Source organism: Varibaculum cambriense, assembly GCF_022133705.1.
Lineage (GTDB): Bacteria > Actinomycetota > Actinomycetes > Actinomycetales > Actinomycetaceae > Varibaculum > Varibaculum cambriense_A.
In genome coordinates, this window is the sequence record NZ_JAKNHJ010000004.1 from 68609 (window position 1) to 94438 (window position 25830).

At 53.4% G+C, this 25830-nt stretch carries 27 protein-coding genes; 4 read left to right on the top strand and 23 right to left on the bottom strand.

All coding sequences use genetic code 11. The features are described 5' to 3' along the window. Positions 1 to 79: 79 nt before the first annotated feature. On the bottom strand, positions 80 to 568 hold the full coding sequence (locus L0M99_RS02775) for a SixA phosphatase family protein (protein WP_238127658.1): 489 nt from the start codon (positions 566 to 568) through the stop codon (positions 80 to 82). Between the two features lie 51 nt (positions 569 to 619). On the opposite strand from L0M99_RS02775, the gene L0M99_RS02780 reads away from it, so the two are divergent. Continuing rightward, a complete protein-coding gene (locus L0M99_RS02780; RefSeq protein ID WP_238127659.1) occupies positions 620 to 847 on the top strand; it encodes a hypothetical protein in 228 nt (75 codons plus the stop codon). A gap of 52 nt (positions 848 to 899) precedes the next feature. Here L0M99_RS02780 and L0M99_RS02785 read toward each other — a convergent pair whose 3' ends face one another. Further along, positions 900 to 2564 carry an ABC-F family ATP-binding cassette domain-containing protein gene (locus tag L0M99_RS02785; protein WP_238127660.1) on the bottom strand — a complete coding sequence of 555 codons (1665 nt, stop codon included), beginning with the start codon at positions 2562 to 2564 and terminating at the stop codon, positions 900 to 902. Between the two features lie 142 nt (positions 2565 to 2706). Between L0M99_RS02785 and L0M99_RS02790 the strand changes: the two genes are divergently transcribed. Continuing rightward, positions 2707 to 3438: a hypothetical protein gene (locus tag L0M99_RS02790; RefSeq protein ID WP_238127661.1), complete on the top strand. Its 732-nt coding sequence runs from the start codon at positions 2707 to 2709 to the stop codon at positions 3436 to 3438. Positions 3439 to 3710: 272 nt separating this feature from the next. Here the strand turns inward: L0M99_RS02790 and L0M99_RS02795 are convergent, their stop codons facing one another. From L0M99_RS02795 to L0M99_RS02805, 3 genes are read right to left on the bottom strand one after another with little or no spacing between them, the layout of a single operon-like run. Then, on the bottom strand, positions 3711 to 4763 hold the full coding sequence (locus L0M99_RS02795) for a virulence RhuM family protein (protein WP_238127662.1): 1053 nt from the start codon (positions 4761 to 4763) through the stop codon (positions 3711 to 3713). Between the two features lie 57 nt (positions 4764 to 4820). After that, positions 4821 to 5066: a TfoX/Sxy family protein gene (locus tag L0M99_RS02800; protein WP_238127663.1), complete on the bottom strand. Its 246-nt coding sequence runs from the start codon at positions 5064 to 5066 to the stop codon at positions 4821 to 4823. Next, positions 5059 to 5502, bottom strand: coding sequence for a MarR family transcriptional regulator (locus tag L0M99_RS02805; RefSeq protein WP_238127664.1), 444 nt, complete (start codon positions 5500 to 5502; stop codon positions 5059 to 5061). The genes L0M99_RS02800 and L0M99_RS02805 overlap by 8 nt, the downstream gene beginning before the upstream one ends. A 182-nt stretch (positions 5503 to 5684) precedes the next feature. Between L0M99_RS02805 and L0M99_RS02810 the strand changes: the two genes are divergently transcribed. Both L0M99_RS02810 and L0M99_RS02815 read left to right on the top strand, forming a co-directional pair. Next, entirely contained in the window at positions 5685 to 6638 is a 954-nt protein-coding gene (locus L0M99_RS02810; protein WP_238127665.1) for a sugar-binding transcriptional regulator, read from the top strand. Positions 6639 to 6843: 205 nt separating this feature from the next. After that, complete coding sequence (locus tag L0M99_RS02815; RefSeq protein ID WP_238127666.1) at positions 6844 to 7635, top strand: HAD-IIA family hydrolase; 792 nt, start codon at positions 6844 to 6846, stop codon at positions 7633 to 7635. Positions 7636 to 7725: 90 nt separating this feature from the next. Here the strand turns inward: L0M99_RS02815 and argF are convergent, their stop codons facing one another. The 18 genes from argF to L0M99_RS02905 form a co-directional block, all read right to left on the bottom strand. Next, positions 7726 to 8730: an ornithine carbamoyltransferase gene (gene argF, locus L0M99_RS02820; protein WP_238127667.1), complete on the bottom strand. Its 1005-nt coding sequence runs from the start codon at positions 8728 to 8730 to the stop codon at positions 7726 to 7728. A 51-nt stretch (positions 8731 to 8781) separates the two neighbouring features. Continuing rightward, a complete protein-coding gene (locus L0M99_RS02825; protein ID WP_238127668.1) occupies positions 8782 to 10011 on the bottom strand; it encodes an arginine deiminase in 1230 nt (409 codons plus the stop codon). Between the two features lie 43 nt (positions 10012 to 10054). Next, complete coding sequence (locus L0M99_RS02830; RefSeq protein ID WP_238127720.1) at positions 10055 to 10471, bottom strand: metal-sulfur cluster assembly factor; 417 nt, start codon at positions 10469 to 10471, stop codon at positions 10055 to 10057. A 130-nt stretch (positions 10472 to 10601) separates the two neighbouring features. Next, positions 10602 to 11063, bottom strand: coding sequence for a Fe-S cluster assembly sulfur transfer protein SufU (gene sufU / locus L0M99_RS02835; protein ID WP_238127669.1), 462 nt, complete (start codon positions 11061 to 11063; stop codon positions 10602 to 10604). After that, complete coding sequence (locus L0M99_RS02840) at positions 11063 to 12331, bottom strand: SufS family cysteine desulfurase (protein ID WP_238127670.1); 1269 nt, start codon at positions 12329 to 12331, stop codon at positions 11063 to 11065. Before L0M99_RS02840 ends, sufU begins: the two co-directional genes overlap by 1 nt. A gap of 51 nt (positions 12332 to 12382) precedes the next feature. After that, complete coding sequence (sufC, locus tag L0M99_RS02845) at positions 12383 to 13129, bottom strand: Fe-S cluster assembly ATPase SufC (RefSeq protein WP_024059091.1); 747 nt, start codon at positions 13127 to 13129, stop codon at positions 12383 to 12385. Next, entirely contained in the window at positions 13130 to 13474 is a 345-nt protein-coding gene (locus tag L0M99_RS02850; protein WP_238127671.1) for a non-heme iron oxygenase ferredoxin subunit, read from the bottom strand. After that, positions 13471 to 14652: a Fe-S cluster assembly protein SufD gene (gene sufD / locus L0M99_RS02855; RefSeq protein WP_238127672.1), complete on the bottom strand. Its 1182-nt coding sequence runs from the start codon at positions 14650 to 14652 to the stop codon at positions 13471 to 13473. The genes L0M99_RS02850 and sufD overlap by 4 nt, the downstream gene beginning before the upstream one ends. After that, positions 14652 to 16106: a Fe-S cluster assembly protein SufB gene (sufB, locus tag L0M99_RS02860; RefSeq protein ID WP_238127673.1), complete on the bottom strand. Its 1455-nt coding sequence runs from the start codon at positions 16104 to 16106 to the stop codon at positions 14652 to 14654. The genes sufD and sufB overlap by 1 nt, the downstream gene beginning before the upstream one ends. Positions 16107 to 16142: 36 nt before the next feature. Then, positions 16143 to 16835, bottom strand: a complete 693-nt coding sequence (locus L0M99_RS02865) for a helix-turn-helix transcriptional regulator (RefSeq protein ID WP_238127674.1) — start codon at positions 16833 to 16835, stop codon at positions 16143 to 16145. A gap of 190 nt (positions 16836 to 17025) precedes the next feature. Next, positions 17026 to 17694, bottom strand: coding sequence for an NUDIX domain-containing protein (locus L0M99_RS02870; protein WP_238127675.1), 669 nt, complete (start codon positions 17692 to 17694; stop codon positions 17026 to 17028). A gap of 32 nt (positions 17695 to 17726) precedes the next feature. Beyond that, entirely contained in the window at positions 17727 to 19337 is a 1611-nt protein-coding gene (gene murJ, locus L0M99_RS02875; protein WP_238127676.1) for a murein biosynthesis integral membrane protein MurJ, read from the bottom strand. Positions 19338 to 19387: 50 nt separating this feature from the next. After that, positions 19388 to 20302 (bottom strand): hypothetical protein, encoded by a 915-nt coding sequence (locus L0M99_RS02880; protein WP_024059097.1) that lies wholly within the window; start codon positions 20300 to 20302, stop codon positions 19388 to 19390. Further along, a complete protein-coding gene (locus tag L0M99_RS02885; RefSeq protein WP_238127677.1) occupies positions 20302 to 21228 on the bottom strand; it encodes a copper transporter in 927 nt (308 codons plus the stop codon). Before L0M99_RS02885 ends, L0M99_RS02880 begins: the two co-directional genes overlap by 1 nt. 16 nt (positions 21229 to 21244) lie before the next feature. Then, entirely contained in the window at positions 21245 to 22441 is a 1197-nt protein-coding gene (gene steA / locus L0M99_RS02890) for a putative cytokinetic ring protein SteA (RefSeq protein ID WP_238127678.1), read from the bottom strand. Between the two features lie 9 nt (positions 22442 to 22450). Continuing rightward, positions 22451 to 24136, bottom strand: a complete 1686-nt coding sequence (recN, locus tag L0M99_RS02895) for a DNA repair protein RecN (RefSeq protein WP_238127679.1) — start codon at positions 24134 to 24136, stop codon at positions 22451 to 22453. Then, the gene (locus L0M99_RS02900; RefSeq protein ID WP_238127680.1) at positions 24137 to 24970 is read right to left on the bottom strand and encodes an NAD kinase; all 834 of its coding nucleotides are present in this window, start codon (positions 24968 to 24970) and stop codon (positions 24137 to 24139) included. It abuts the gene before it with no gap. 25 nt (positions 24971 to 24995) lie between these two features. Then, on the bottom strand, positions 24996 to 25829 hold the full coding sequence (locus L0M99_RS02905; RefSeq protein ID WP_238127681.1) for a TlyA family RNA methyltransferase: 834 nt from the start codon (positions 25827 to 25829) through the stop codon (positions 24996 to 24998). Position 25830: the final 1 nt, after the last annotated feature.

Below are 25830 nucleotides of genomic sequence, written 5' to 3' on the forward strand. Positions count from 1 at the left end.
CCGCACTGGCTCTAACAGTGCGTTAGGCAATTTAAGCCAAGTAGCAGCACAACGAAAATGTCAGGGTATGCGTCTGGGCCTAGGCGCGCGGTGGGGCGTGAAAAACTCCGGTTAGTTCCCCACTGGAAGAACCAAGGTGATTAAATCCGGTAACTTTAAAAGCAATAGCGGTAGCGGTGGATACTCCATAGGGAATACCGGCGTTGTCTGGAGCTAATAGCTGGGCAGTCATCGAGATAATCGGTTCGTGTCCCACTACCAAGATGGCTGTACCACCGACGGGCGCATACTCCCCCACTAGACGGAGTAGCCGCTCCGGGGAGCAGTGATAAAGCTCGTCCTCTGGCAGTAGTTGCGCGTCTGGGTATGATTGCCCAAGCTGCTCCGCACTTTGAGCCGCGCGAGTCGCCGTAGAATGCAATATCAGCTCGACCTCAACGCCCTCTTTAACCAATAACGTCCCCAGCTGCCGCGCCTGCCGCACCCCAGCTGGAGTCAAGGGACGGCAGTGGTCGCCGCGGCCGTAACCTGCCTGGGCGTGGCGTACCAGGGTAAATTCGTAGCTCATAGCCCTATCCTAGCTAAGCCTTTAGAATGAAAATCAAGGACAAGGAGGAACATGGCTTTAGCTAAAGGACCAGAAGACAATATTTGTTCAGCGCGCCGGTGCGAAAACCCGGCAACCAAAGCGGTACTGTGGCGCAACCCCAAGATTCCCCGCCCGGTACATAAAACCTGGCTAACCTGCGATGAACACACCGAGTTTTTGCGCCAATACCTGGCTTATCGCTCTTTTCCCACTAAGGTAGTTCCCTTTAGCGAGGTCGATACGGCAACTTTGGATTAGCGCAGGATTATTAGCTAACCTCAGCAAAGTTCCGAGCAGAGCCAGCGACTAGCTACGTCAGCTCGACCAAATCTAGGTAGTCATCACTCCATAAATCCTCGTCCCCATCCGGCAGCAACAACACCCGCTGCGGATTGAGCGCCTGCACGGCTCCCGGATCGTGGGTGACCAGCACCACTGCCCCCTCGTATTGGTCGAGGGCGTGCAAGATTTCTTCCCGAGACGCCGGATCTAGGTTATTGGTAGGTTCATCAAGCAGCAGCACATTGGCGCCGCTAACCACCAAGGTGGCTAAAGCTAGCCGGGTTTTTTCTCCCCCCGACAGCACGCTGGCCGGCTTAAAAGCGTCCTCACCCGAAAATAGGAACTGTCCCAAAATGTTGCGCACATGGGTTTCATCCAGGTCGGGAGCCGCCGCTGTCATATTTTCGTACACCGTGCGGGCGGGATCTAGGGTTTCGTGTTCTTGGGCGTAGTAGCCTAGTTTCAGGCCGTGACCGGGAACGACTTCCCCCGCATCTAGCTCCTCGATCCCGTTTAATAGGCGCAGCAGCGTGGTTTTCCCGGCACCGTTTTCCCCTAAAACCACCACTTTGCTGCCGCGATCGATTGATAAATCAAGGCCGGAAAATACCTCTAGGCTGCCATAAGATTTCGCGAGGCCGCGCGCATTCAGCGGCACTTTGCCGCAAGCTAGCGGAGTGGGAAAACGCAGGCGCGCGACTTTTTCGGCTTTGGTTTCACTCCCGGCCTCTTTTACCAGTTCCTCGGCCCGGCGCAGCATTTGTTGCGCCGCGACAGCCTTAGTGGCTTTGGCGCGCATTTTTTCGCCCTGTTCGCGCAATGCCTGCGCTTTCGCCAAAGCGTTTTGCCGCTCCCGGCGCCGCCGCGCCTCATCTTGGGCGCGCTGCTTCAGGTAGGCATCCCACCCTAGTTTGTATTGATCGATGACCGCCCGGGAGGCATCCAAATACCAAACCTGGTTTACCGTGTCTTGTAGTAGCGCCGTAGAGTGGGTGACCATTACGAAGCCGCCGGCATAGGTGCGCAAGAAATCGCGGAGCCAAATGATGGAGTCATGGTCTAAGTGGTTGGTGGGCTCATCTAAAAGCAGTACGTCCGGCTGGGAAAACAGTACTCGCGCCAGTTCTACCCGGCGGCGCTGTCCTCCGGAAAGAGTCGCCAGTGGCTGAGTAAGCGCGGCTTGGTCTAACCCTAAGTTATGGGCTATCTGCATAGCTTCCGAGCGGGCAGCATACCCCCCTAACCGGGTAAACTCTTCATCCAGGCGCGCGTATCTTTCTATCGCCTTCGCCTGAGTTTCCCCGCTCGTGGTGGACATTTTTTCTTGGGCATTCTCGATTGCTCGCAAAGTGCGATCCAAATCCCGCACCGCCATAATCCGGGAAATCCCGTCCTTTTGTTTCACTCCGACCGTCGGGTCCTGTGACAGATACCCTACCGACCCGGAGGAAGTAACTTTGCCTTGAAAATCGATATTGTCGATTAGTTCTTGGGCTTCTTCCTCACTGAGGGAACCGCTGGAGCGATGTTTACCGAGAGCCACTAGCGCCGCAATTAAGCGCATAGTAGTGGTTTTACCAGCGCCATTGCGCCCCACTAGGCCGATGCGCATTCCTTTATCAATCCGCAAATTGGTGCGAGACACCAAGAGCCGCTGCCCGATCCGCACTTCCATATCTTGCGCATTAATCACCCCGCGATTCTACCCAGGAGCTGCCAGTAGTTAAAACTGCTGAGCCTATTGCTTGCCCCGCTACTTTCCCGTAATTTCGAGGATAGGAGTAGCTCGAAGCGAGTACCAGCCCCGGCAGAGCAGGTGGAGGTGAAGAATAACCATGTTTTGCGGCTTCCATATTTCCCTACTGGGAAAGCCAGATAGCCCCCTACCGGAGATTACAGAGGATAGCGAACCGCTGGTTAATGCTATCTACGCCTGGCAGCACACTTTTATCGATAATTTTCCGGAGCGATGTGACAGTGGAGAAACCTGGCAAGTTGCAGAAGTTACTGTAAAACCCGGACTGCAGCATACTGAAGCGACCGCATATTTTATTGCTCCCAGCTTTACGGATTCACCAGCTGCTATATCTCAGACGCTGGAGGCATTTTGGAAAGCTACTGAAAAGCTGTACCAGCTCCAGATTTCAGAAGTTATTTTTCAGTTTGATCCCACTACCAGCGCAGATTTTTCCCAGCTGACTCCGAATTTCAGCAGCTACCACGCAGCTGCGCAGTGGATGGATTCCGAATTAATTCCTGCGAGCACCATCGCTAATTTATCCGTCACCGCAGATACCCGGTTACCCGGGGAAGTTGCTAGGGAAACGATAGCTTTTATTAACTCCTGCGGAATTTCCGTAACCGATGACACTTCGCGCGGTTCCGTCCTCCCTAAAAATACCAACGCGAAAATACCTGAGGATCGTTACCGGGCACTTATTCCGGGGTGGGATTCCATCAGTGTTTCTTGGCTTTTGGCTGCGCTAGTTGCCAGCTATGCCCCGAAGATTCGGGAAAAGCTTACTATTTCTATTGGGCTAGCTCCCTTACCCGGCGATTCAAAATGATAGATATAAGCAAGCTCATTTAATACACAGTGGACGCACAGTTTTTGCACATAATTGCAGCGCTTTCCCTTGTAATGGCCTATTTTGATGTTGAGTGAACCTTTGCGGAGCAAGCTGTATATCTCCGTTCGCCGGGCGGTTTCCGGTGTTTACAGAGCTTCGCGGGCGTGAACCGCTGACAAGTATCAGAGCCACAATAAAGTGTCGAAAGAGATAAAGGTTTGCGGATGTAGGGGGACAGAGTGACGGGCGAGAGTGCGTAGCTTTCGGAATCAGAGAGTGTCTTGCCCAGTCTTTTGGACTCTAGTCTCAAGCCTTTTAATGGTTCTCAGATAGTCTCGCTCGACCTGAGAAAGTGTGTTTGTCTGGTATTTGCGGTACTCAGCAGTTGCCTTGGCGATCGCGTTTTGGTGACTAATTTTTCCGGCTCCCTGAAGCTGCTGTTGCCCAGTCGCTGCCAGAACATTGTCAAGATGTTCAACGTAGTCGCTCATATGCATGGGGCGGTGATTCATAGCTTGAACTTCCGCAAAATCAAAATAACCGGAAACAAGACGATTCAGAACCTTTAGCTCGTCCTCTGTCAAGTAGTTTTTAGCCACCTTTATTTCCGCAAGTGCGGGTTGGTCGCCCTTGAAAGTAGTCAGTCCCATAAAAGGCTTGGAAGCGTCCGCCCGCTCGTGGATTATTTCCGCCGCTGTGTGTCCGTGAGCCGCGTAATGCAACTTGTTCTGAACCATCTTGAAAAACGCAATCGACTCTTGGCTCTTCGGGTCATAGTCCACACTGGTGGCATACAGATCCAGCACTTGTCGGTACATGACTTTTTCCGAGGAACGAATATCGCGGATGCGTTCGAGAAGTTCATACCAGTAAGGTCCGCCGCCGAGCTTCTTAAGTCGCTCGTCATCTAAGGTGAAACCTTTGAGAAGATATTCTTTTAATCTCGCAGTCGCCCAACGTCTAAACTGCGTAGCAGTTTTTGATTTGACTCGATATCCCAAGGAAATAATCATGTCCAGGTTGTAGTGAGGTAGCGTCCTTGCTACCTTGCGGCTACCCTCAAGGCGAACCTGTCGGAATTCCCGACAGGTTGCCTCCTCATCTAACTCTCCCTCGGCATAGATATTGCCAATATGTTCCACAACATTAGACCTAGAACTCTGAAAAAGCTCCGCCATCTGCTGCTGCGTAAGCCAAACCGTCTCGCCCTCAAGCCTGACCTCAATACTGACCGGGCTCTCAGGATCCTGATAAATCAGCATCTGCCCTTTGGGTTCAACGGGTCGGCTACCGTCCTCTACGGTCATGGAACTGCCCTTCATACGAAAACATCTATTCAGGTTACTTGCGCTCGCCCGTAAGTAACTAACTACACCCCATCAACCACTAAGTGTTTCCTGCCGCAATCGTTCGCGAGTTTTCTGGTCAAGTAAGCTTTTAGGAATACCTTGAAGCGCACCCTCAAGAGCAAGTAACGAGTGCAGACAGGTGAATTGAGGATGAACCCGCCACCACGCCTCTATGCTTCCGAGATCGGCTAGTTTCTCAGGGGTGTCAATCCCTACCTCAATAAGTGCCTGTGCTAGCTTTGGCCCGATATTTGGAAGATCAGTCAATTCATTCATCAATGCTCCATTGCTCCAGTCCGAAAGCACTTAGCGCAATCTCAAATCCTCGCTTCATTACCGCCAAATCCTCCGGATTAATCTGCTGCGTTCGTAGCCGTACCGGCCCTACTAGTGGAACCCTCGACAGAAGATCCCGCCCCTGCTCGGTTACGACACATACGCGTCGACGTCGATCCACAACATCGTTTTCTACCTTAAGTAAGTCGTGACTTTCCAGACGGCTAATTGCTTGCCCCAAAGACGCTGGGTGCCAGTCTAATTCCTCCCGGAGACGGAGAATCGACACCGGATCACGCTCCTTAATGATGCGCAGTAAGGCCACCTGAGATCCAGTTACCCCTACCTCTCGCTTCACCTGAGCGTCGAACTTGGCGCGTGCACGTTCCAATTTCCACCAAGAGCGAATCGCGCTAATCGATTCATTATTTGACACATAACAATTATATGCAAAGCAATCCTCCAAGTCGAGCAATTACCAAGAATTGATTGGCGCTCACCCGGAAGCATACTGAGTAACAACGCGAGCATTCGCGTTTCGGCGGAGTTACTTCCCCCCGCTATCGGACAGGATTACAATAGTGCTGTAGCAAAGGTGCCGTCACAAAGGGAAAAGCCATGCCCGTAAATCTGAGTCGCAAAGACATTCAAGCTATTGATGCCGCCAAAGCCTACTATGGAGGTCTTCCCCAAAATGAAGTGGCGGCGCGCCTAGGAATCTCGCGTCCTACCGTTTCTAAGCTGCTGCGTTATGCCCGCGCCAAAGGATATGTGAAAATCACGGTTAATGACCCCCGACTAGCAGACTCGTCGACTGCGAAGGCTCTGATTTCACGTTTTGGCCTGGAGGAGGCGGTGGTGGTTTACCCCAGCGCTCCCGCAGATAACGAAGTCCGCAAAGCGCTAGGGGAAGCCGGGGCCCGAATGGTGGAAAAGGTGATTAAAGATGGTGATACCGTGGGGGTTTCCTGGTCGCGAACCGTCGAAGAAATCTCTAAAAACCTCACCGCCCAGCCGCGCAAGCAGGTAGAGATCGTGCAACTGCGCGGAGGGGTAGGCGGGTTCGCGCGCGGACAAAGCGAAATCGAGGCGGTCAATCGTTTCGCCGAGGCTTTTAAGGCCAAGGCACACCTTTTAGGAGCACCCACCGTATTTCAAAGCGCCGAAGCTAAAGAGGCAATGACGAAAGAAAAGCAGGTGGCGTCAGCTTTGAAACGAGGACGAGACTCCCGGGTAGCCGTTTTTACCGTGGGAGATGCGGCCAAAAGTTCCTATCTTTTGACCCTGCCTACCCTCTCACGCGATGTGAAACTGTTTTTAGAGCAGAAAGCAGTCGGCGATATTTGTTCTCGTTTCATCGACACCCATGGCCGGGTGTGTCTGCCGGAACTAAACGACCGCACGATGGCGATCACTCTCGCGCAACTGCGCAGAATTCCCGAAAAAATAATGGTTGCTGGCGGAGGCGCAAAAGTAGCGATCATCAGAGTCGCCCTGGAACACGGCTACGCTAATCGGCTAGTAATCGATGCGGCTACCGCTGCTCAAGTGCTAGATATGCGGGCAAACTAGCCGTTGATCGGAGAGTTAACCGTCGCGTTCGTTTTATTTCCACGACGCGTACTACATAAAACTGCCCCTGGATTTGCAGCGCTTTCACACCTGGAATAGATCCGGTGGCTCGGCATTGATTACTTGTGCCTTCGCGATGGTAAATAGGCGGATAACAGGACTTTAGAGATAAGCATTTGCGGTATGTCCCCGCTAGGATGGGGGTATGAGCGATATTAGTGAATTGCGTAAACCTAAAGCCTGGATGAGCGATATGGATGGGGTGCTGGTGCACGAATCCGTGGCGCTACCAGGAGCATGCGAGTTTATTGAAACTCTAAAAGGAAACAGTATTCCGTTCTTGGTACTGACCAACAACTCTATCTATACCAACCGCGACCTATCGGCACGGCTGGCATCCTCGGGATTAGAGGTTCCCGAAGACCGCATCTGGACTTCGGCTAATGCTACTGCCGAATTCTTAAATAGCCAGTCCCCTAACTCGACCGCGTTCGTTATTGGCGAGGCCGGTTTAACCACTGCGATCCACGAAACCGGTTATATCATGACTGAAACCGATCCGGAATATGTAGTCCTGGGTGAAACCCGCTTCTACGATTTCGTGAATATTACCAAAGCGATCCGACTAATCGAAAAGGGCGCGAAGTTCATTTGCACCAACCCGGATACTACCGGTCCTTCCGAGGACGGAACTCTGCCCGCGGTGGGTTCAGTGGCGGCAATGATAACCAAGGCTACCGGGCGCCAGCCCTATTTTGTGGGTAAGCCGAATCCGGTGATGTTCCGGGCTGGACTCAATAAGCTGGGCGCCCACTCTGAGGATGCGGCCATGGTTGGTGACCGCATGGACACTGATATTCACGCCGGTGTAGAAAGCGGTATGGATTCCTACCTAGTGTTATCAGGTTCAACTTCTCGCGAGGATATCCAGAAGTTCCCCTACCGCCCCAAGGCGGTGTTCAACGGGATTGGGGATCTACTACCTCTACTTGGATAGCCTAGTTAGTACACCTAACTGACGGTTAAATCATTAGGGGTGGCTCCCGGCCATTGGCCGGGAGCCACCCCTTTTCAGTACCTGATTATTCTAGTCAGTTAGCGTCCCCAAAGTAGCTACCATCACGGCTTTAATGGTATGCATCCGGTTTTCAGCCTGGTCAAACACTACTGAGCGTTCCCCACAGAAAACCTCATCGGTAACTTCCAAGGCATCTAGACCCGTTTTTTGGTAAATATCCTCCCCCACGGTGGTGGCGCGGTCATGGAAAGCGGGTAGGCAGTGCAAGAATTTTGCCTGCGACCCCGCCGCGGCCATTAGCTGCGCATTCACCTGGTAGGGCAAGAGCAGCTTAATCCGCTCATCCCAGACTTCTTTCGGCTCCCCCATCGAAACCCAAACATCGGTATACAAGAAATCTGCGCCCTTAACCCCAGCAGCCGGGTCATCGGTGTGGGTGATTTTCGCGCCAGTTAGAGCCGCAATTTCATGGGCTTTATCAATCCAGCACTGTTCATTCCACAGCTGCTTTGGCCCGATAATCCGCACATCCATACCCATCATTGCCCCGGAAATCAGCAGCGAATTCGACATATTATTGCGGGCATCCCCCAGGTATGCAAAGGAAATATCGCGCAAGTCTCGCCCGGAATGCTCCATCATAGTGAGCTGGTCACAAAGCATTTGCGTGGGATGCCACTCATCGGTCAGGCCATTCCAAACCGGCACCCCCGATAGGCGCGCCAAGGTTTCTACGTCCTCTTGACGCCGTCCTCGAAACTCAATCCCGTCATAGAAGCGCCCCAATACTTGCGCGGTGTCCGCCATAGATTCCTTATGACCAATCTGGGAGGCCACCGGGTCAAGAAAGGTTACATGTGCGCCCTGGTCGTAGGCAGCTACTTCAAAAGAGCAACGCGTGCGGGTAGAAGTTTTTTCAAAAATGAGGGCGATATTTTTCCCTTTCAAATAAGGCTGTTCGCTTCCCGCGCGTTTGGCTGCTTTTAGCTGCGCCGCCAAATCCAGCAGATACCGCCACTCCTCGGCGGTGAAATCGAGTTCTTTTAGAAAATGGCGGCCAGATAGTAATGCCACAGTTTACCCCTTTCGATTTATTTCTTTCCCCTGTCTAACTGGGGTTTAAAGCTAGTTGTCGATGGCTTGGCGCTGAAGCGGACAAGTCATACAGCGCGGCCCTCCGCGCCCACGCCCCAGTTCTGCACTGGGAACTTCCAGAACCTTTACCCCCTGGGAACGCAAGTAATCAATGGTTTGCCAGTTACGGTCATAGGACGTAACCACATTTTCACGAAGCGCCAACAGGTTACAGGCATCATTCCATTGCCCGCGTTCGGCGCCACTATCGGATTGCGGGGTTTGCAAAATATTAGCCGTGTTTACCCCCGCCGCCTGGGCAAGAACTTCATGCATTTTGGCTTCCGGATGCATCTGCCAAGAGATTTGACCGTCTGCGCCCCGGCGAGCAGTAACACTCGCCAACATCCCCAGCTTCTTGTATTTATAAAAAGTATCCCGGTTGACCATAGTTAGCACCGTGTCCAGGTGCATTTGGGCTCGCTCCATCGGCATTAGCAGTCCCGTGACCATTTCTATTGACGAGGACGAGTCCCGGAGCAGACGGGAAGCAAGGCGCTCAAAGCCCGCGGGACTGGTGCGTTCCGAAATCCCGACCAGTATCGAGGTGGGAGACAGGACTTCCACATCTCCGCCTTCACAGGAGGCAGGAGTGTCGGCTAACCCCGCGCCAAACTGGGTAAGACTTTCGCTAAAATCTGGATGGAACCGGTAGATAGCCTGCAAGTTTAAGGTTTCCCGGCGACGGGCAGTCTTTTTCATGGCCGAGAGCATTACTCCCCGGCCAATCCAGGCGGAAGTATCCCGAGTGAACAGGTGGTTAGGGAGCGGCGCTAAGATAAAATCTTCTGTTTCTACTCGCGCCAAAACGGTGGAGGCTACCGCTCCTAATTGAGACTCAATTTCTGCGCGGGTAAGCCCGCTAATCAAGATTTGAGCCAGCTTCTGGCTCTCCTTCTCTGCCAGGAACTCTCTAAGCGGAGCGCTAAGCGCCACCCCCAAATGGCGATCATCGATAGTCTGCTCCAACAGCCATTTTCGTGCTGGCGCTAAGTCTAAAGTCTCGGCTAAGAGATCTTGCAGATACACAACTTGCGTGCCTTGGGAAGCAAGCGCCGCGCTAAAGGTATCGTGATCTTCACGCGCCTTCTCTAGCCACAAAATATCGTCAAAGAGTAGTTCCTCGCGATTTGAAGGAGTCAGGCGGTCAATTTCGCTCCCAGGCCGGTGTACCAGTACTTTTTCTAGTTTCCCGACCTCGGACCAGACTCCACGCATCATGGATTTCCCCTTGCTAGATTATCTGCAAGCCTATGTTATCCCATTAGACGTTAAAGCCGAGAGCGCGTAACTGTTCGCGCCCTTCTTCCGTAATCCGATCCGGCCCCCACGGCGGCATCCACACCCAATTGATTTGTACTCTGCTGGCCATTGAACCAAGCACCCATTGGGTCTGTTCTTCCAACATATCGGTAAGCGGACAGGCAGCCGAAGTGAGGGTCATCTCGACGATTACTGCCCCATCAGCTTGAATATCTACCCCGTAAATCAATCCCAAATCTACGATGTTAATCCCGAGTTCGGGGTCGATTACATCCTTTAGAGCCTCCAGGACGTCCTCTTCAGTAGGCAGAGCGCCCACAGGAGGAAGCGCCGCAGATTCTACGACAGACGCTGGATTTTCACCTGGATTAGCAGAAGCAGATTCTGCGGACTGGTCTGCGCTGTTAGCTGCTGGCAAGTTGTCGGTGCCCTCATTTCCGGCATGTTGGTGTACTTTAGAAGGCTGATAGGGACCGGCATTTTCATTACCGGCTGCCACTTCTTGAAAGCGCTGCGGCACCTCAGCGGTGTTTTCCCAGGGACGTTCTTCACTCATTTTCCTGCCTCGCTTGCGTTTTGGCGATTGATTCTCTAAGTGCCATCCACCCTAAAAGGGCGCATTTAACCCGGTTCGGAAACTTCGAGGTTCCTTGCAGGCTGGCGGCATCTTCGAGGGGATCTAGTATTTCGTCGGGAACTTCTTGCCCTCGCGAATGCATCATTTGGTCAAAGTCTTTCCAAAGCTGCTCGATTTCCGCCAGAGATTTCCCTGCCACTAGGTCACTCATCATTGATAGCGATGCTTGCGAGATAGAACAACCCTGCCCCTGCCAAGCAAGACGTGACAGCTTATCCCCCTCTAAAGCCACTTCTAAAGTAACCTCATCCCCACAAGTAGGATTAACTTGATGGGAGGAGGTATCCGAAGGTTCTACCTGAGCGCTGCCGTGTTTTTCGGCGGCGTGATCCATAATCACCTGTTGATAAAGCTGGTCAATAGCTGAAACCATTAATTCCCCCTCAAAAAGAAACTACGCACAACCTCTAGACCTGCGATTAAGCGGTCAATATCCCCGTATGAAGATGTCAGTGATAACGATGCCCTACATGAGGCTCGCAACCCATAGTGGGCGTGCAGTGGCAGGGCACAGTGATGACCCACCCTAATCGCCACGTCCTCGGCATCTAATACCTGCCCCACGTCATGGGGATGAATCCCCGCGAAATCAAAAGCCGCAAGTCCTACCCGTTCCCGGTAGTCAGCCGGTCCTAAAAGCCGCAGACCTTTTACAGTCGCCAATCCTTCCAGCAGGTACTGGGTCAAAGCCAATTCGTGGCTACGAATCCGCTCCATCCCCACTTCCTGCAGGTAATCGAGCGCCACCGCCCAAGCGTGAATCTGGGCTACCGCTTGCGAGCCGGCCTCGAAACGCTCCGGGACAGGTTGGAAACTGGTTTTATCCATGGTGACATCGGCGATCATAGAGCCACCTGCCAAGAAAGCTGGCAATTGCTCTAGCAATTCTCGGCGACCGTACAGGGCTCCAATACCGGTAGGACCTGCCATTTTATGCCCGGAAAAACAAGCGAAATCTGCGCCCAGGGCTTCAACATTTAGAGGCATGTGGGCACTGGACTGGCAGGTATCTAACACTACCCAAGCTCCCACCGCGTGAGCCGCCTGGATAATAGGCGCTATGTCAGTAATCGCCCCCGATACATTAGAGGCGTGAGTTACCGCCACTACCTTGGTGTTAGGAGTGATCGCGTCTAGAGTATCGAGATCGATACGCCCTTCGCGGTCTAGATCGAGATAAGCGAACTCGCATCCCGTGCGCTGGCTAAGTAACTGCCACGGCACCAAGTTAGCGTGATGCTCTGCCCTTGTAGTAACTACCCGATCACTTTTACCGATCAGCGGAGCCCCGCCATCAACCCCGGGGTTAGACAAGCCGTAGGCCACCAGATTTAGTGCCTCAGTTGCGTTCTTGGTCCACACGATTTCTTCCGGGCAAGCCCCCACAAAGCCAGCCAGTTTTGCGCGGGCGTCCTCGAAATATTGGCTAGATTCATCGGCTAGCAGGTGAGTACCCCGATGCACCGCTCCATTAGAGTTTTCGTAAAAAGCGTTTTCGGCCTCGATAACGGAACGCGGTTTTTGAGAGGTCGCCGCCGCATCTAAATAGACAAGCGGTTTTCCTCCCCGCCCGATGCGGGAAAGAATCGGAAAATCGGCGCGCAAACGCGCCAGTTCCGTATCGGAAAATGGAGAATCCATTAGCTTTGTCCTCTCAAAAACCAGCCACTTACCAGGCCACTAAACTGCGGCTTACAGGTAAGAGTCGTACCCGCTGGTTTCTAGTTTGTCTGCCAGCTCGCTACCTCCGGAATCCACGATCCGCCCGTTGGCGAATACGTGCACGAAGTCCGGCTTAATGTAGTTGAGAATCCGGGAATAGTGGGTAATTACCAGCAGGCCGCAGCCGAGTTTTTCGTGGGCGTGATTAACCCCGGCAGACACAGTACGCAAAGCATCAATATCCAGGCCAGAATCAGTTTCATCCAGAATGGCGAACTTGGGGTGCAGAATCTGCATCTGCAGGATTTCTAACCGTTTCTTTTCCCCGCCCGAAAATCCGGCGTTGAGGTCGCGGTTAGCAAACTGGGGGTCTACCCGCAGGTCTTCCATAGCTTCTTTAAGCTCTTTTACCCAGGTACGCACCGGCGGAGCCTGTCCATCAACTGCAGTACGGGCGGTACGCAAGAAGTTAGAGACGGTGACTCCGGGAACCTCCACCGGGTATTGCATTGCCAGGAATAAGCCGGCACGTGCTCGATCATCCGGGGATGATTCCAGGATATTAACCCCGTCTAGGAGCACTTCCCCGCCCTCAATATGGTAACCGGGGTGACCGGCAATCGAATAGGCCAGAGTAGATTTACCCGAACCATTCGGCCCCATAATCGCGTGTTTTTCCCCCGAATTCACCGTTAGAGAGGCACCCTTAAGAATATGTTTTATCCCTTCGGGAGTTTCTACCGAAACTTTCAGGTCTTTAACTTCTAGTTTCCCCATTTATTCATTTCCTTTACTGCGGCTGCAGGCGTCAACATAAACCGCCTGCCCTTTGATTTCAAGCTGATAACAGTTAACTGGCGCGGTGGCGGGCAAGGTGGGCTGTCCGGTATTGAGATCGAACTGGGCACCGTGCCCCCAACATTCGATCGCGCAGCCTTCTACGTCGCCCTCATCTAAAGCTACGTCTCCGTGAGTGCACAGGGCGTCTATTGCGTGCCAGCCGCCTTCTTCATCACGCACCACGGCGATCGGGATCTTGTTTCCCCGCTCGCCGGTTACTTCGGCGCGCAGCGCCTCGGCGGGCTCAAGGGCGCTAAGGTCGCAAACTTTTTCTAGGCTCATAGCGGATCCGGCCCTTTTTCCAAGCGGGCATCAATCGCGTGGAGCAGACGCTCTTCAATCTCCTCAATCCCGATTTGGCGAATCACTTCCGCGAAGAACCCATGCACCACCATTTTGCGAGCAATATCTTCGGGTATACCCCTAGAGAGCAGGTAGAACAGTTGTTCCTCGTCAAAGCGTCCGGTAGCCGATGCGTGTCCGGCTCCCGCAATCTCGCCGTTTTCAATTTCTAGGTTAGGCACCGAATCGGCTTTAGCGCCCTCGTTTAATACCAGGTTGCGGTTTTGTTCATAGGAATCAGTGTTGAAAGCCTGCTTACCAATCAACACATCCCCAATCCAGACTGCGTGTGCCTGTTGGCCTTGCAGTGCCCCTTTATAGTGCACATCGGAGCGGCAGTTTTCCGCGCTGTGGTTGACGAACAGACGATGTTCTTGATGCTGATCCGTGTCGGTGAAGTAAACACCGAACAGTTCAACTTCCGCGCCTGGTTTATCCAGTTCAATGTCGGGACAAATCCGCACCAGGTCGCCACCCAAAGTAATCGCAATATGCTTTAGCTTGGCATCTTTTTCCACGTTCATACGGTGGTTACTGGCGTGAACTGCCGTTCTATCCCATTCTTGGATAGAAACAAATTCTAGTTGCGCCCCCGATTCCACATCGATTTCTACCCCCTGGTTCAGCTGGGCATCCCCGGTGTGCTCCAGGATCACCAGAGCTTTCGCATCCGGTTTCACATCGATGCAGATATGTTGAGCTGCCGGCTGCCGGTTTTCCCCGATCACCTTAATACGTACCGGTTCGCTCAATTCTTCCGCGATTACCACGTTCACCAGCTCGCGGTGATTATTCCACTCCACAACGGCAGCGCGATCACCAGGCGCCCCTACTTTTCCGTGGATATCACTGTCAGCAGCTATTTCCACATAGGAGGACGTGCCTAGCTCTACCCGCTCAGTTTCGCTCACTACCTGCCCGGCAACTTCAACGCGGGGAGCCTTCCCCTCTAAAGCATCCGCGAGCAGCATTTTTATCCGCTCTAGCGGAGTGAATCGCCAATCTTCCTCGCGTCCGCCAGGCATGGGGATATCGGCGAGGTTAAACGAGGTGGGACGATCCGCTCGGGAAGGAGCCGCGACTACTTTATGGCCTGTCTTCTTTTCCATCTCGGCCATTACCCCACCGATCCTTCCATTTGTAGTTCAATCAGGCGATTAAGCTCTAGGGCGTACTCCATAGGAAGTTCCCGCGCGATCGGCTCAATAAAGCCGCGCACAATCATTGCCATCGCTTCCGTTTCACTAAGCCCCCGACTCATTAAATAAAAGAGCTGGTCAGCGCTAACTTTAGAAACCGTAGCCTCGTGCCCCATCTCGACATCATCAGTTTGAATATCCACGTAAGGGTAGGTGTCCGTACGGGAAATCTGATCGACCAGCAGCGCATCACACACTACTGAGGCTTTAGAGTGTTTCGCCTCAGGTGCGATCTGTACCAGGCCGCGATAGGAGGAACGACCCCCGTTACGCGAAATCGATTTCGAGACGATCGAAGAGGAGGTATTAGGCGCCAGGTGCAGCATCTTGGCGCCGGTATCTTGGTTCTGTCCCTCTCCGGAGAAGGCTACGGACAGAGCCTCTCCTCGCGCGTTCTTACCGGTCAAATAAACCGAGGGGTACTTCATATTAGTTTTTGACCCCATATTGCCATCGACCCATTCCATAGTGGCGCCCTCTTCACAGATCGCGCGCTGGGTCACCAGGTTGTAGACGTTAGTCGACCAGTTCTGAATGGTGGTGTAGCGCACCCGGGCATCCTTGAGGCAGAAAATCTCTACAATCGCGGAGTGCAGAGAATCAGATTTGTAGATCGGGGCGGTGCACCCTTCCACGTAGTGAACGTAAGAGCCCTCGTCAGCAATGATTAGGGTGCGCTCAAACTGCCCCATGTTTTCGGTGTTGATCCGGAAATAGGCTTGCAGCGGAATCTCTACATGTACCCCTTTGGGTACATAGATGAAAGATCCCCCCGACCACACCGCAGTGTTCAGGGCAGCAAACTTATTATCCCCGGCCGGAACGGCCTTGCCGAAGAAACGTTTGAAGAGATCTTCGTGTTCGCGCAAGGCAGTGTCGGTATCTAAAAATACTACTCCTTGTTTTTCCAGGTCACCGCGGATCTGATTGTAGACCACTTCCGATTCATACTGGGCGGCTACCCCAGAAACTAGGCTTTCACGCTCCGCTTCTGGAATCCCCAGCCGGTCATAGGTTTTCTTAATATCCTCGGGCAGGTCTTCCCAGGAATTGGCTACCTTATCGGTAGAACGCACAAAGTACTTAATCTGATCCATATCCAGATCAGATAGATCCGGCCCCCAGTTTGGCATGGGTTTGCGTTCAAAAATCTTCAGAGCCTTCAAGCGACGCTTAAGCATCCATTCGGGCTCGTTCTTCTCGGCAGAGATAAAGCGCACCACGTCCTCATCGAGGCCACGCCGAGCGCTTTGCCCTGCTGCATCAGAGTCGTGCCATCCGTACTCATATTGGGTGCCAATTGAGTCAATAACCTGCTGGTCAGCAGCCTCTTTTTCCTCTTTTGTGGCAATCACCGGCGGTGATGATGTCATTTGTGTTTTTGTTCCTTCTTGTCGTTTCTTCCTGCCCTAGTCTGCCATGTTCACCGATTTACGGAGAATTTTGGGAGAAGGAAACACTATCGGCACCGAGGTGGTGCACACATGCTCCCCATCCGCCAAAGTCGCTAATCGTTGCACATGCACGTCTAGTAGACGCGAAAAAGCTTGGGTTTCCGCTTCACAAAGTTGCGGAAATTCGCCGGCCACTTCCTGTACCGGGCAATTACCTTGACAAAGCTGTACTGCGAAACCGCCATTGCCTACCTCGCGCACCGTAGCGGCATACCCATCGGCGGTTAAAGCATCGGCGAGGGCACGAGCCCGAGCCCGCGGATCTGACCCCGCCTCTTTAATCAGGGGGGCGTAACGCCTTTCAATATCGCGAGAATGAGCGGCGGCGAAGGTATCAATCCCGTCTGACCCTGCCAGCTGTTCTATAAACCCTAAAGCCCTGCTGGCCAGTTTGGAATAATCTTCACTCAGTCCTTCGCGCCCTTTGCCAGTCGCCACATAATGACGAGCCGGTCTGCCACGTCCGCGCTTGGTATGGCCATAGGTCTCATAGACTGCGATCCTATGCTCGGATTCCAAAGCGGTGATATGGCGACGCACCGCTGCAGTTGTCAGACTTAAAATCTTTGCCAGATGGGCTGCGGTGACGGGGCCTTTTTCAACAATTAGGTCTAAAACTGTTTGCCGGGTCGGTTCCGTTTCACTCACGCTTCCCTCCTTGCCAATAGACTTCAATAAGTCTAACGTATTTTAGAAACACGTGTCTTGCAAAAATAACCAGTGTTAGACAAGTGTGGCCGGGGCAACAAGCACCCTAGGTGCAAACCCGAGATATTAGACCTCCACCCCGGGCAGCTTAGCGGTTTTCTGCTTGTTCGCGTTTAGCTGATTTTTCCGCTTACCTTGGGATATTTAAGGGATCCGGGTTGAAGGGCGCGCCAGCTTCTCGCAAACCTGTCCACCCCTGCCGTAAGGCCGCAATTACCGCCAAGATAGAGGCCATAGCAGACGGGTTGTGTAGATCGCCAGCAAAGAGGGCATCTCTTGCCTGATCCAAAGAAAACCAGGCAGTTTCCATATCCCGTTCTTCCTCACAGGCTTCGAAACGCTTACCGGTGGCCTCAGAAATCCCTTGCGCCACAAACACTCGCAGATGCTCACTACTTCCTCCCGGGGAAGTAAAGAAATCCACTAGTACCTGCCAATTTTCCGCCTCAAGATTGGCTTCTTCCCAGAGTTCCCGTTTAGCAGCGCTGACCCGATCCTCCCCGGCATGATCCAACAGTCCCGCAGGAACCTCCCAGAGGAATGCGCGCACCGGATGGCGGTATTGGCGGACTAATAAAATCTCCCAATCCGAAATCTCTCGCGAGGACGGATCTGCCCCAGCTACCGGACGCACTGCCGCAATCGCCACTGCCCCGGGATGGGCAAGATAGTCCCGCTGAGCAGCAGGCTCGTCGGTATGCAGCTGCACCTTATCGGTTACAAAATCAAATACATTTCCCTGGTAGATCAGTTGATGATCCCCTACTGGGTAGTTAAAAGCCTCATCGCGCAATTCCATGTTTTCCCCCTTGCCCACGGTCTAGATCCTAACTATTGTCCGCTCTGATTTTCCGAGTTATCTCCGCCCAACGAGTCCGTAGAGTCCTTTCCCGCAGCACGATCTCGCTTTCGTTTTCGTAGCTGCGGAATCAGCAACGGACTCATTATTAGCGCGCTAATCAGCGCCGCAATTGCGGCGGCCACAAAAGTACCGATTATCCCCGGCCACAGCCCCATAAAAAACCCGGATACCCACCAGCCGGCAGCCGCCGCTAGCAGCGCCAGCAGAAAGGCTTTCAAAGCAGCTGTTCCGAGACCGCTCACTGCTTGCCTGCCCGCTAACTGCCGCAAGCCGATTATTAGCCCCACAGCCCCCAAAGTCATACCTACCGATTGGGCTAGCCCCAGAGCCAGTAAAATCCCATTTGCCCGGTTAGAGACTAATTCGGGTAGGACGGCACCCAAACCCCAGGAAAGTCCCGCAACCGTAAGCCAACCGGCAGAGGAAGCCACCACCGCTTGACGCGCCCCTCCCAAGGCATAAAGTACCCGAGAAACGTGATAGACCAGCCCATAGCCCACGATTCCTGGCGCCATCGCCACTAGCGCCCATAACATCCCTGGCACCGGATTGATGCGGGTGAAAATATCGGTCACCGGACGCGCCAAGGTAACCAGCAGCGCCGATCCAAAAAGCCCAACGATGGTGACTAAGCGGGTAGAGGCAGCACATTCGGGATTGAAAGCGGCTGTTCCACCCTGGTGCAAAAGTGAAGATAGCCGCGGAAACATCGCAGTAGCGATCGGCACTGCCAGTACCGCGTAGGGCAGCATATATACCGATTGAGAATATTGATAGATCGGCAAAGAGCCTTCCGCTCCATAGGTACGAGTCACCAGAATAATCACCAGCACCGAAATCTGCTGGGCGATCAAAGACCCCACTCCCGCGCCCGCTAGGCGCATCGCTTTGCGTCCTCGTCCCTGGCCTAAATGTAAAGTGGGACGCCAACGAATCCCCAGGCGGTAGATAGGGATGAACAGGGGAAGGCTCATCGCCGCTACTCCGGCAGTAGTTCCCCACCCCAGGATCAAGATGGCGTTATGAGCAACTTGTGCAGGATCAGAAACCGAGGGAGTAAGGTAACCAAAAATCGCGTAAGTAGTGATTACCACCAGGGAGTTAAGCAGCGGCCCTAAGGCGGGCAATAAAAACTTTTCGTGTGCCTGCAAAATACCGGTGCCTACTACACACAATCCATAAAGCGGAACTTGCAGCGCAAACATTTGCAAGAATACGCTGATCAAATGAGCTTGCAGCTGGGGGTCAACCCCTTGGGGACAAGGCATTACCTGCCCGATCCAAGGTGCCAACAAAAACACCGCCAGCCCTACCGGACTAAGTAGAAGTAAAGCCCAGGTAATCAGGGCAGACGATACCCGCTGCACATCTTTATGCATCTGATCTGCAATCGGGCCAGCCAAGATAGGGATGGTGACTCCCGCGAGCGCTCCCCCCGCTACTACCTCGAACAAAACGGTAGGTAGCTGGTTGGCGGTGGAGTAAGCGTTCGCGAAGGCTCCGGTGCCAACCCAGGCTGACTGGGTCAGCCAGCGGCCAAAGCCAAAAAATCGCGACAGTAAAGTGAGAACGGAGATCATCCCCACCGCCGAAGCGAGAGCGGGTAGCTTCCTCTTTACCCCGGGGTTTTTCACCGCCGACGTCCTAGTTGGTCAATAGTTCGCAAGCCCGGAGTTTTTGCAATTACCTGCGAGAATGAAATCTTTTCACTAGCGGCAGTGAGGGCTAGCACCCCAAGGACGCCGATAATTTTCCCGCCGGTGCCAGTCTTTTGGGCCCAGGCTGAGCCTAGTAAGGCCCCCAGGGCATTAGCACCGGTATCCCCTAGCATTTCTCGCTCCCCCAAGTCGGCAGGTAATGCCAGCGCACTGGTAGCAATAGCTCCTGCTGCTAAGGGGGTTGCGGTATCTTTAGCCGGAATAAGCGGCAGGGCCGCTAAGGTGGCAACTTTCAAGCAACGCCCCGGGCGCAGATCAAATAGGTTCGCCAAGTTAGCGCTACCCGCAATCAGAGTAGTATCCAGTACCCAGGTACCCAGCCCGGTTCCTCGCGAACGCCCTATCCCGAGCGCCCCCAAGGCAGCGCCAGTGCCGATCCCCACTATTTTCAGGGCTCCGGTAGTAACTTTTCCCTGCGAAAGCGCCTGTAGGTGACCATGAAATCCCTTTGGTACCGCCGGTTTTTCCTTTTTTGTTTCTGAGGTTTTGGGAGAAGATCCGGGAAGCGGTGCCGACTGTGCAGCCTGGCTATCTGCAGCCTTATCAGGCAGGTCAGCGCGAGTGTCATCCAAATAACCCAGAGCAGCCCCAGCCGCCACCGGTAGCATGGTGCCTACTCGCGCGGGTCGATCTGCTGCTAACGAAACGCCAGTTGCCAAACAGGCGGCGGCAACTTTAATTCCTCCTGTAAGCGAGACCGTTTGCCCATGAAAATTTTGCCGCCGGTAGCGCCGGGAAACCTGGGGGGACAGGTGGTGAAGCAAGTATTTCCGGGCTAAGAAAAACCCGGCTGTGGCAGATAGAGCTCCCCCGATTGCGCGTGCCACTACTGTCCCTCCACTTTAGCTTGCGGAATTGGGGGAATAAGTTGGGTAGCGTAATGCTCGGTGCCGTATGCCTGGTTATTTCCGGCTTCATCAGCTAAAAGAGCAAAGGGAGTAGAAACATTGCTCATCACCGATCCGATGCTATCAACCGTGGTAACTTCAATTTTTTCGACGCGAATCTGCGATAAATAGTCACCTTCGCTTTGGGCACTGCCTACTACTACCGTCCCTTTGGGAAGAGCGAGGTTAATACCTTTCACGAATTCTAAATCCGGTTTGAGCTGCGGATCCTGCCCTTCTTTTTCCTTGCTTTCCGCGGTGGCGACCACTATCAATTGCGCCGGATCAGTAACTGCCGAAGCGGAAATTAAGGGGGTATCTCCCGCCGAAAGGCTAGTTACCAGGGTCTGTATTTCTTTGTCGGAACTGGTCAGCCCCATCCCCAAAGCGGTTGCCAATACTTGTTGGCTAGAAACTTTCGCGTCGGCTTTATCTCCCAATTTGCTGGCTAAAGTAGAAGCTAAAGTGTCACGGTAGGATTGAGTATCTTCATTAAACCAGGAGTCCTTCACGGTAACCGAGTCAGTGATAGCAGCGCCTGCCATCTTTAACTGCGCGTTTATTCCGTTCACGGCCTCATTACTTACCCCGGGCATTCTCACTACGGCTACTTTCCTACCAGTCATAGTGCCCGGAGTTACCTTGCGACCCAAAACCCCGATATATTCATTGGAGCTATTTGCCTGTTTCACCAAATCTTCATTGGCCTGACGCAACTCAGTTTGCTGTTTAGATAGCGCCGTGACTTGCCCGGAAAGGGTATCGGAGATTTTCCCCTGCAAGGGGCCGGCTCCCAGAACCACCCCCATTGTGAGCGCGACCAGCACGGCCATCAATGATACTAAGTGATAGCGAAAATCAATCATTTTTCTCCTGCCTTGGTTAGCCCTTTAGTGAGGGAGCGACCCCGAATAGTTGACGGAAAAAGTCAATCAAATCATGCAAATAGATACCGGCAATCCCATAAAAAGTCTGCCCCACGGGGGTAACTGCTAGCGAAATTGCCACTGCCCCCACCCCGACCAGGGCGAGCAGTACCGTCTGCCAGGTAGATATTCGCGGCTGATAAAGCTGGGACACTCCTTTCGCGTCTACCAGTTTTGATCCCACTCGCAGGCGGGTAAGGAAAGTAGAAGCCATTCCGGAGCGTCCCTTATCTAAGAATTCCACCAAAGTCGCATGGGTGCCTAGAGCCACAATCATTTCCGCACCTTTATCGTCAGCCAGCAGCATGGCGACATCCTCGGAAGTGCCGGTCGCGGGGAAGAGCACGTGGGGGATGCCTTCTCTTTTCAATCGTTCCGTACCGGGAGCTTTACCATTCCGGTAGGCATGCACCACGATTTCCGCTCCGCAACGTAACGCTTGGTCAGAGACAGAATCCATATCTCCAATAATCATATCGGGGGTGTATCCCTGTTCCAGGATGGCGTCGGCTCCCCCATCTACTCCCACTAATACCGGTTTATATTCGCGAATATAGGGGCGCAAGGAACGTAAATCCTCTTGATAATGGTAGCCACGCACCACAATCAAAGCATGTTTACCTGCGAACTTGGTTTTAACTTTGGGAACCCCAACCCCATCTAGGAGGAGATCGCGCTCGCGGCGCAAATACTCCATAGTATTAGCGGCGAAAGCTTCAATCTGGGTGGAGACTCCTTTACGCGCCTCCTCTAAGTCGACAGCGATAGTTCCCGGAGTCTGCAAGACTCCCTGTGCGAGTAGCTCCCCCTTTTGGTAGACCGCATTGCCTTCTACGGTGACCGTGCTGCCTTCTTTCAGGTTCATGATCGCGCTACCTAGATCATCGATCAAGGTAATACCAGCATCAACAATGATGGAAGGCCCCATATTGGGGTAGCGTCCGGTAGTTGATTTAGCGGCATTAAGCACCGCGCTAGGGGCGGCCGCCACCAGAGTTTCTGCTGCGATCCGGTCAATATCAGCATGATTAATAACCGCGATTTCACCGGCTTGGAGCCGCTGAGTCAGATGCTTAGTTTTCTTATCTACCCGCACCCGGCAGCTAGAGGCGGGTTCTGCTGCTTTCGTTTTGCTCCGTCTAAAAAGTCCCACGGGTCAACATTACCCCACGCTACAGGCGTTAATCAGTTCCCGAGCGTGGTCAAGGGCAGATTTCGAGTCCGCTTTGCCGGCCAGCATTCGAGCAATCTCACGTTCTCGCTTGCTACCTGCAACTTCTCTGACCTGGGCAATATCGTTATTTTTCGACACCACCAGTTGTTTATCTGCCCAAGCCGCTACTTGGGGAAGATGCGTTACCACTATCACTTGCGCGTGTTTTGCTAGTCTAGCCAGGCGCTCGCCCACCGCGAGCGCAGTTGCCCCTCCGATTCCGGCATCAACTTCATCAAAAATAAAAGTAGGAGTCCCTTTAGCTAGAGACTTAGCGGCCAGGGTAACTTCCAAAGCCAACATAATCCGCGAGAGTTCACCCCCGGAAGCTCCTTGACCCAAGGGACGAATCTCCGCGTTAACGCCCGCCCGCAGACCAAAAGTCACCTGGTCGAAGCCATGAGAGTTGGGTTCAGCAAGCGATTTCAGTTCGATATCGAATCCGGCGTCCGGCATCTGGAGGGCAGCGAGTTCTCCTGCTACCTCCTTTTTCAAAGTTTTTGCGAGGGCGAGGCGCGCGCGAGATACTTTCTTTCCCAGCGTTTGTAGCTGCGATGCGGCTTTTTCCAGTTGTTCTTCCAGCACCCTGCCCTGGTTTTGCGGCCCGGACAGTTGAATAATTCTGTCTCTGGCAGTATCTGCCCAGGTTAACCAGCTATCTAAATCTTTTGCCCAGGTGCGATAGGCGTGACGTAACTGCGAAAGGCGACTTTGTGCCTGATCTAACAGCGCAGGATCCGCCTCGAGATTTGAAAGGTAGGCTCCAGCCTCGGCCGATATATCCAAAATGATTGAGGAGGCATCCCGGAGGCCACGCACCAATTCGGAAAGTTCTTCATCGCTTTGGGCACCCTTTTCCAGCGCTTGAATGGCCGCGCTCACCAGGGAGGCGGCCCCGGCAGAGTCGGAACCATCTCCCCCGAGATAGTTATAGGCCGCTTGAGCCGCTTCTCTAAGGTCTTCTACATTACCCAGTCGCTCAATCTTGCGGAGCAGATCGTCTTCTTCTCCCGGCTCTGGTTGCAGTTTTTCCTGCAGTTCTACCCCTTCTTTTAGCCGAGAAACCTCTATCTCCCGTGCTTGACGTTGGTTTTCCCAATCTTCTAACTGGGTTTGCAAATCCCGCCAAGATGTATAGGTGGCGCGAAATTCTGTCACCAATTCTTGATGCGCCGATCCCCCAAAAGAATCCAATAGCGCTAACTGTCGTGCCCCGCTGCGTAATCTAAGCTGCTCAGTTTGCCCATGTATCGTCACCAGTTCCCTTCCGATCTGGGATAATACTCCACTGGGAATGGTGCGGCCACCACCGTGACAGCGCGAACGCCCTCGAGCAGGAACCATGCGGGCTAGTATGATCTCTCCGTCCTCAACTAATCCGCCCGCCTCGGTAAGGAGCGCCGCTGCCTGCGAGGAACTGTCGGTGACAAAAATGCCCTCGACCGCCAGTTCTTTTTCTCCATAACGTACCAAGGCAGAGTCGGCTTTTTTACCGAGCAGCAAACCGATAGAAGACAACACCATGGTTTTGCCTGCCCCGGTCTCCCCCGTAAGCGCCGTAAAACCGGGTGAAAAACTCAGTTCCGCTTGCGGGATGACCCCCAAATTTTTGATAGTAAGCTGGTCAATCATCATCTATCCCAGCGAACGCCAGCCTTTAACCGGCAATTGGAACTTATGTACCAGGCGCCCAGAGAAAGGCGTATCTAGAATCTGGGCTAGCATTACTGGCGCTTTGCCTTTAGTTGCCCGCATAGAGGATGCCGGGGGTACTTCATGGCAACGCAAGCCATCTAGCCACAGCTGCATGGGGGTACGCTGATCAGGCAGTACCGAGATTTCCATAGTGGAGTCGGGGGATACTACCAGCGGACGAGTAAATAGGCCGTGTGCGCCCAGAGGCGAAACCACTACTGCCTCTACATCTGGCCATACAATGGGGCCGCCAGCGGAAAAACTATAGGCAGTGGAACCGGAGGGAGTAGCCACAATCAAACCATCGGCACCATAGGTGGTAATGCCACGTTTATCAATCCCCAACCCCAGGTGGGAAGGGTGGGCGCGATCAGTAGATAAAATCGCTGCCTCGTTAAGTGCCCAATCGTTTATTGCCTTGCCATCTGGCAAAGTGACGGTAACGTCTACCGTCATACGCGATTGCACCGTGTAGGAGCCGGCCACGATATGATCAATAACTTCGGAGATTCTATCGGGCTCTACCTCGGTTAAAAACCCGGTGTGCCCCAGATTGATTCCGATTAGGGGAACTGCTTGAGCACGCGCGTAGCGAGCCGCTCCTAGTAAGGTGCCGTCTCCGCCCAGGGCAATTACAATCTCAACGGCGCCGGAATAGGTCTCATCTACCGGGGTTATCCCATGGCTACGCAGCTCTTGGGCAATATTATCGGCGGTTTTTTCCAGATCAGGGCGCGAAAGGTGCCGGATTACCATCACGTGCCGCTCACCCATATGCTTCTCCCCTTTTCGTGGTGTACTATTTCGTTTTTTCTTGCCCAGCAGGACCATTTTCAATCGCGCAGCGCACCAGCTGCCGGATTTCGTCCTCACCGGGCATCATCGCGCCCCGCCCTAGGTATACAAAGTACTCTACATTTCCGGCCGGCCCGGGTAACGGCGAAGCCGCCACCTGTTTTAATCCTAACCCGTTTTCCTGAGCCGCCGCGATCACTGCCAGCACTGTGTGGAAATGATCTTCGGGATCACGAACTACCCCTCCATCCCCCAAATCTTCGCGGCCGATTTCAAATTGCGGTTTTACCATCAAAAGGTATTCAGCATCTTCAGTAGAAGCCCTAACCAGGGCAGGTATCACTAGTTTCAGGGAGATAAAAGACAAATCTCCTACTATTAACTGGGCAGGTTCCCCAATCTTTTGCGGATCCAGGTAACGGATATTGGTACGATCATGAACTTCCACCCGCGGGTCTTGTTGCAGACTCCAGCGCAGCTGGCCATATCCCACATCTACAGCGATTACGCTTTTCGCTCCCCGCCGCAATAAGACATCGGTGAAACCACCGGTAGAAGCCCCGGCATCTAGGCAGCGTTTACCTTTTATAACCGGGGCGTCTTGACCCAAAATATCGAGGGCGCCCGCCAGTTTGTAACCGCCGCGAGAAGCATATTCCTCATCCGGGCTGTCAGCTACCACCACCGCTTGGGCAGGATCAATCTGAGAAGCAGGCTTCGGCATGACTCGCCCATCGACACTGACCCTGCCAGCGGTAATCAACCGAGCCGCGTGCGCACGGGAAGTCGCTAAATGACGACGTACTAGTTCGCGATCTAGCCGACGCAGCCTACCCATG

What these genes read in the sequence shown, in the direction of transcription:
- L0M99_RS02775 (WP_238127658.1), bottom strand. Translation starts at nt 568, where the DNA reads ATGAGCTACGAATTTACCCTGGTACGCCACGCCCAGGCAGGTTACGGC.
- L0M99_RS02780 (WP_238127659.1), top strand. Translation starts at nt 620, where the DNA reads ATGGCTTTAGCTAAAGGACCAGAAGACAATATTTGTTCAGCGCGCCGG.
- L0M99_RS02790 (WP_238127661.1), top strand. Translation starts at nt 2,707, where the DNA reads ATGTTTTGCGGCTTCCATATTTCCCTACTGGGAAAGCCAGATAGCCCC.
- L0M99_RS02795 (WP_238127662.1), bottom strand. Translation starts at nt 4,763, where the DNA reads ATGAAGGGCAGTTCCATGACCGTAGAGGACGGTAGCCGACCCGTTGAA.
- L0M99_RS02800 (WP_238127663.1), bottom strand. Translation starts at nt 5,066, where the DNA reads ATGAATGAATTGACTGATCTTCCAAATATCGGGCCAAAGCTAGCACAG.
- L0M99_RS02810 (WP_238127665.1), top strand. Translation starts at nt 5,685, where the DNA reads ATGCCCGTAAATCTGAGTCGCAAAGACATTCAAGCTATTGATGCCGCC.
- L0M99_RS02815 (WP_238127666.1), top strand. Translation starts at nt 6,844, where the DNA reads ATGAGCGATATTAGTGAATTGCGTAAACCTAAAGCCTGGATGAGCGAT.
- L0M99_RS02825 (WP_238127668.1), bottom strand. Translation starts at nt 10,011, where the DNA reads ATGATGCGTGGAGTCTGGTCCGAGGTCGGGAAACTAGAAAAAGTACTG.
- sufU (WP_238127669.1), bottom strand. Translation starts at nt 11,063, where the DNA reads ATGGTTTCAGCTATTGACCAGCTTTATCAACAGGTGATTATGGATCAC.
- L0M99_RS02840 (WP_238127670.1), bottom strand. Translation starts at nt 12,331, where the DNA reads ATGGATTCTCCATTTTCCGATACGGAACTGGCGCGTTTGCGCGCCGAT.
- sufC (WP_024059091.1), bottom strand. Translation starts at nt 13,129, where the DNA reads ATGGGGAAACTAGAAGTTAAAGACCTGAAAGTTTCGGTAGAAACTCCC.
- L0M99_RS02850 (WP_238127671.1), bottom strand. Translation starts at nt 13,474, where the DNA reads ATGAGCCTAGAAAAAGTTTGCGACCTTAGCGCCCTTGAGCCCGCCGAG.
- sufD (WP_238127672.1), bottom strand. Translation starts at nt 14,652, where the DNA reads ATGGCCGAGATGGAAAAGAAGACAGGCCATAAAGTAGTCGCGGCTCCT.
- sufB (WP_238127673.1), bottom strand. Translation starts at nt 16,106, where the DNA reads ATGACATCATCACCGCCGGTGATTGCCACAAAAGAGGAAAAAGAGGCT.
- L0M99_RS02870 (WP_238127675.1), bottom strand. Translation starts at nt 17,694, where the DNA reads ATGGAATTGCGCGATGAGGCTTTTAACTACCCAGTAGGGGATCATCAA.
- murJ (WP_238127676.1), bottom strand. Translation starts at nt 19,337, where the DNA reads ATGATCTCCGTTCTCACTTTACTGTCGCGATTTTTTGGCTTTGGCCGC.
- L0M99_RS02885 (WP_238127677.1), bottom strand. Translation starts at nt 21,228, where the DNA reads ATGATTGATTTTCGCTATCACTTAGTATCATTGATGGCCGTGCTGGTC.
- recN (WP_238127679.1), bottom strand. Translation starts at nt 24,136, where the DNA reads ATGATGATTGACCAGCTTACTATCAAAAATTTGGGGGTCATCCCGCAA.
- L0M99_RS02900 (WP_238127680.1), bottom strand. Translation starts at nt 24,970, where the DNA reads ATGGGTGAGCGGCACGTGATGGTAATCCGGCACCTTTCGCGCCCTGAT.
- L0M99_RS02905 (WP_238127681.1), bottom strand. Translation starts at nt 25,829, where the DNA reads ATGGGTAGGCTGCGTCGGCTAGATCGCGAACTAGTACGTCGTCATTTA.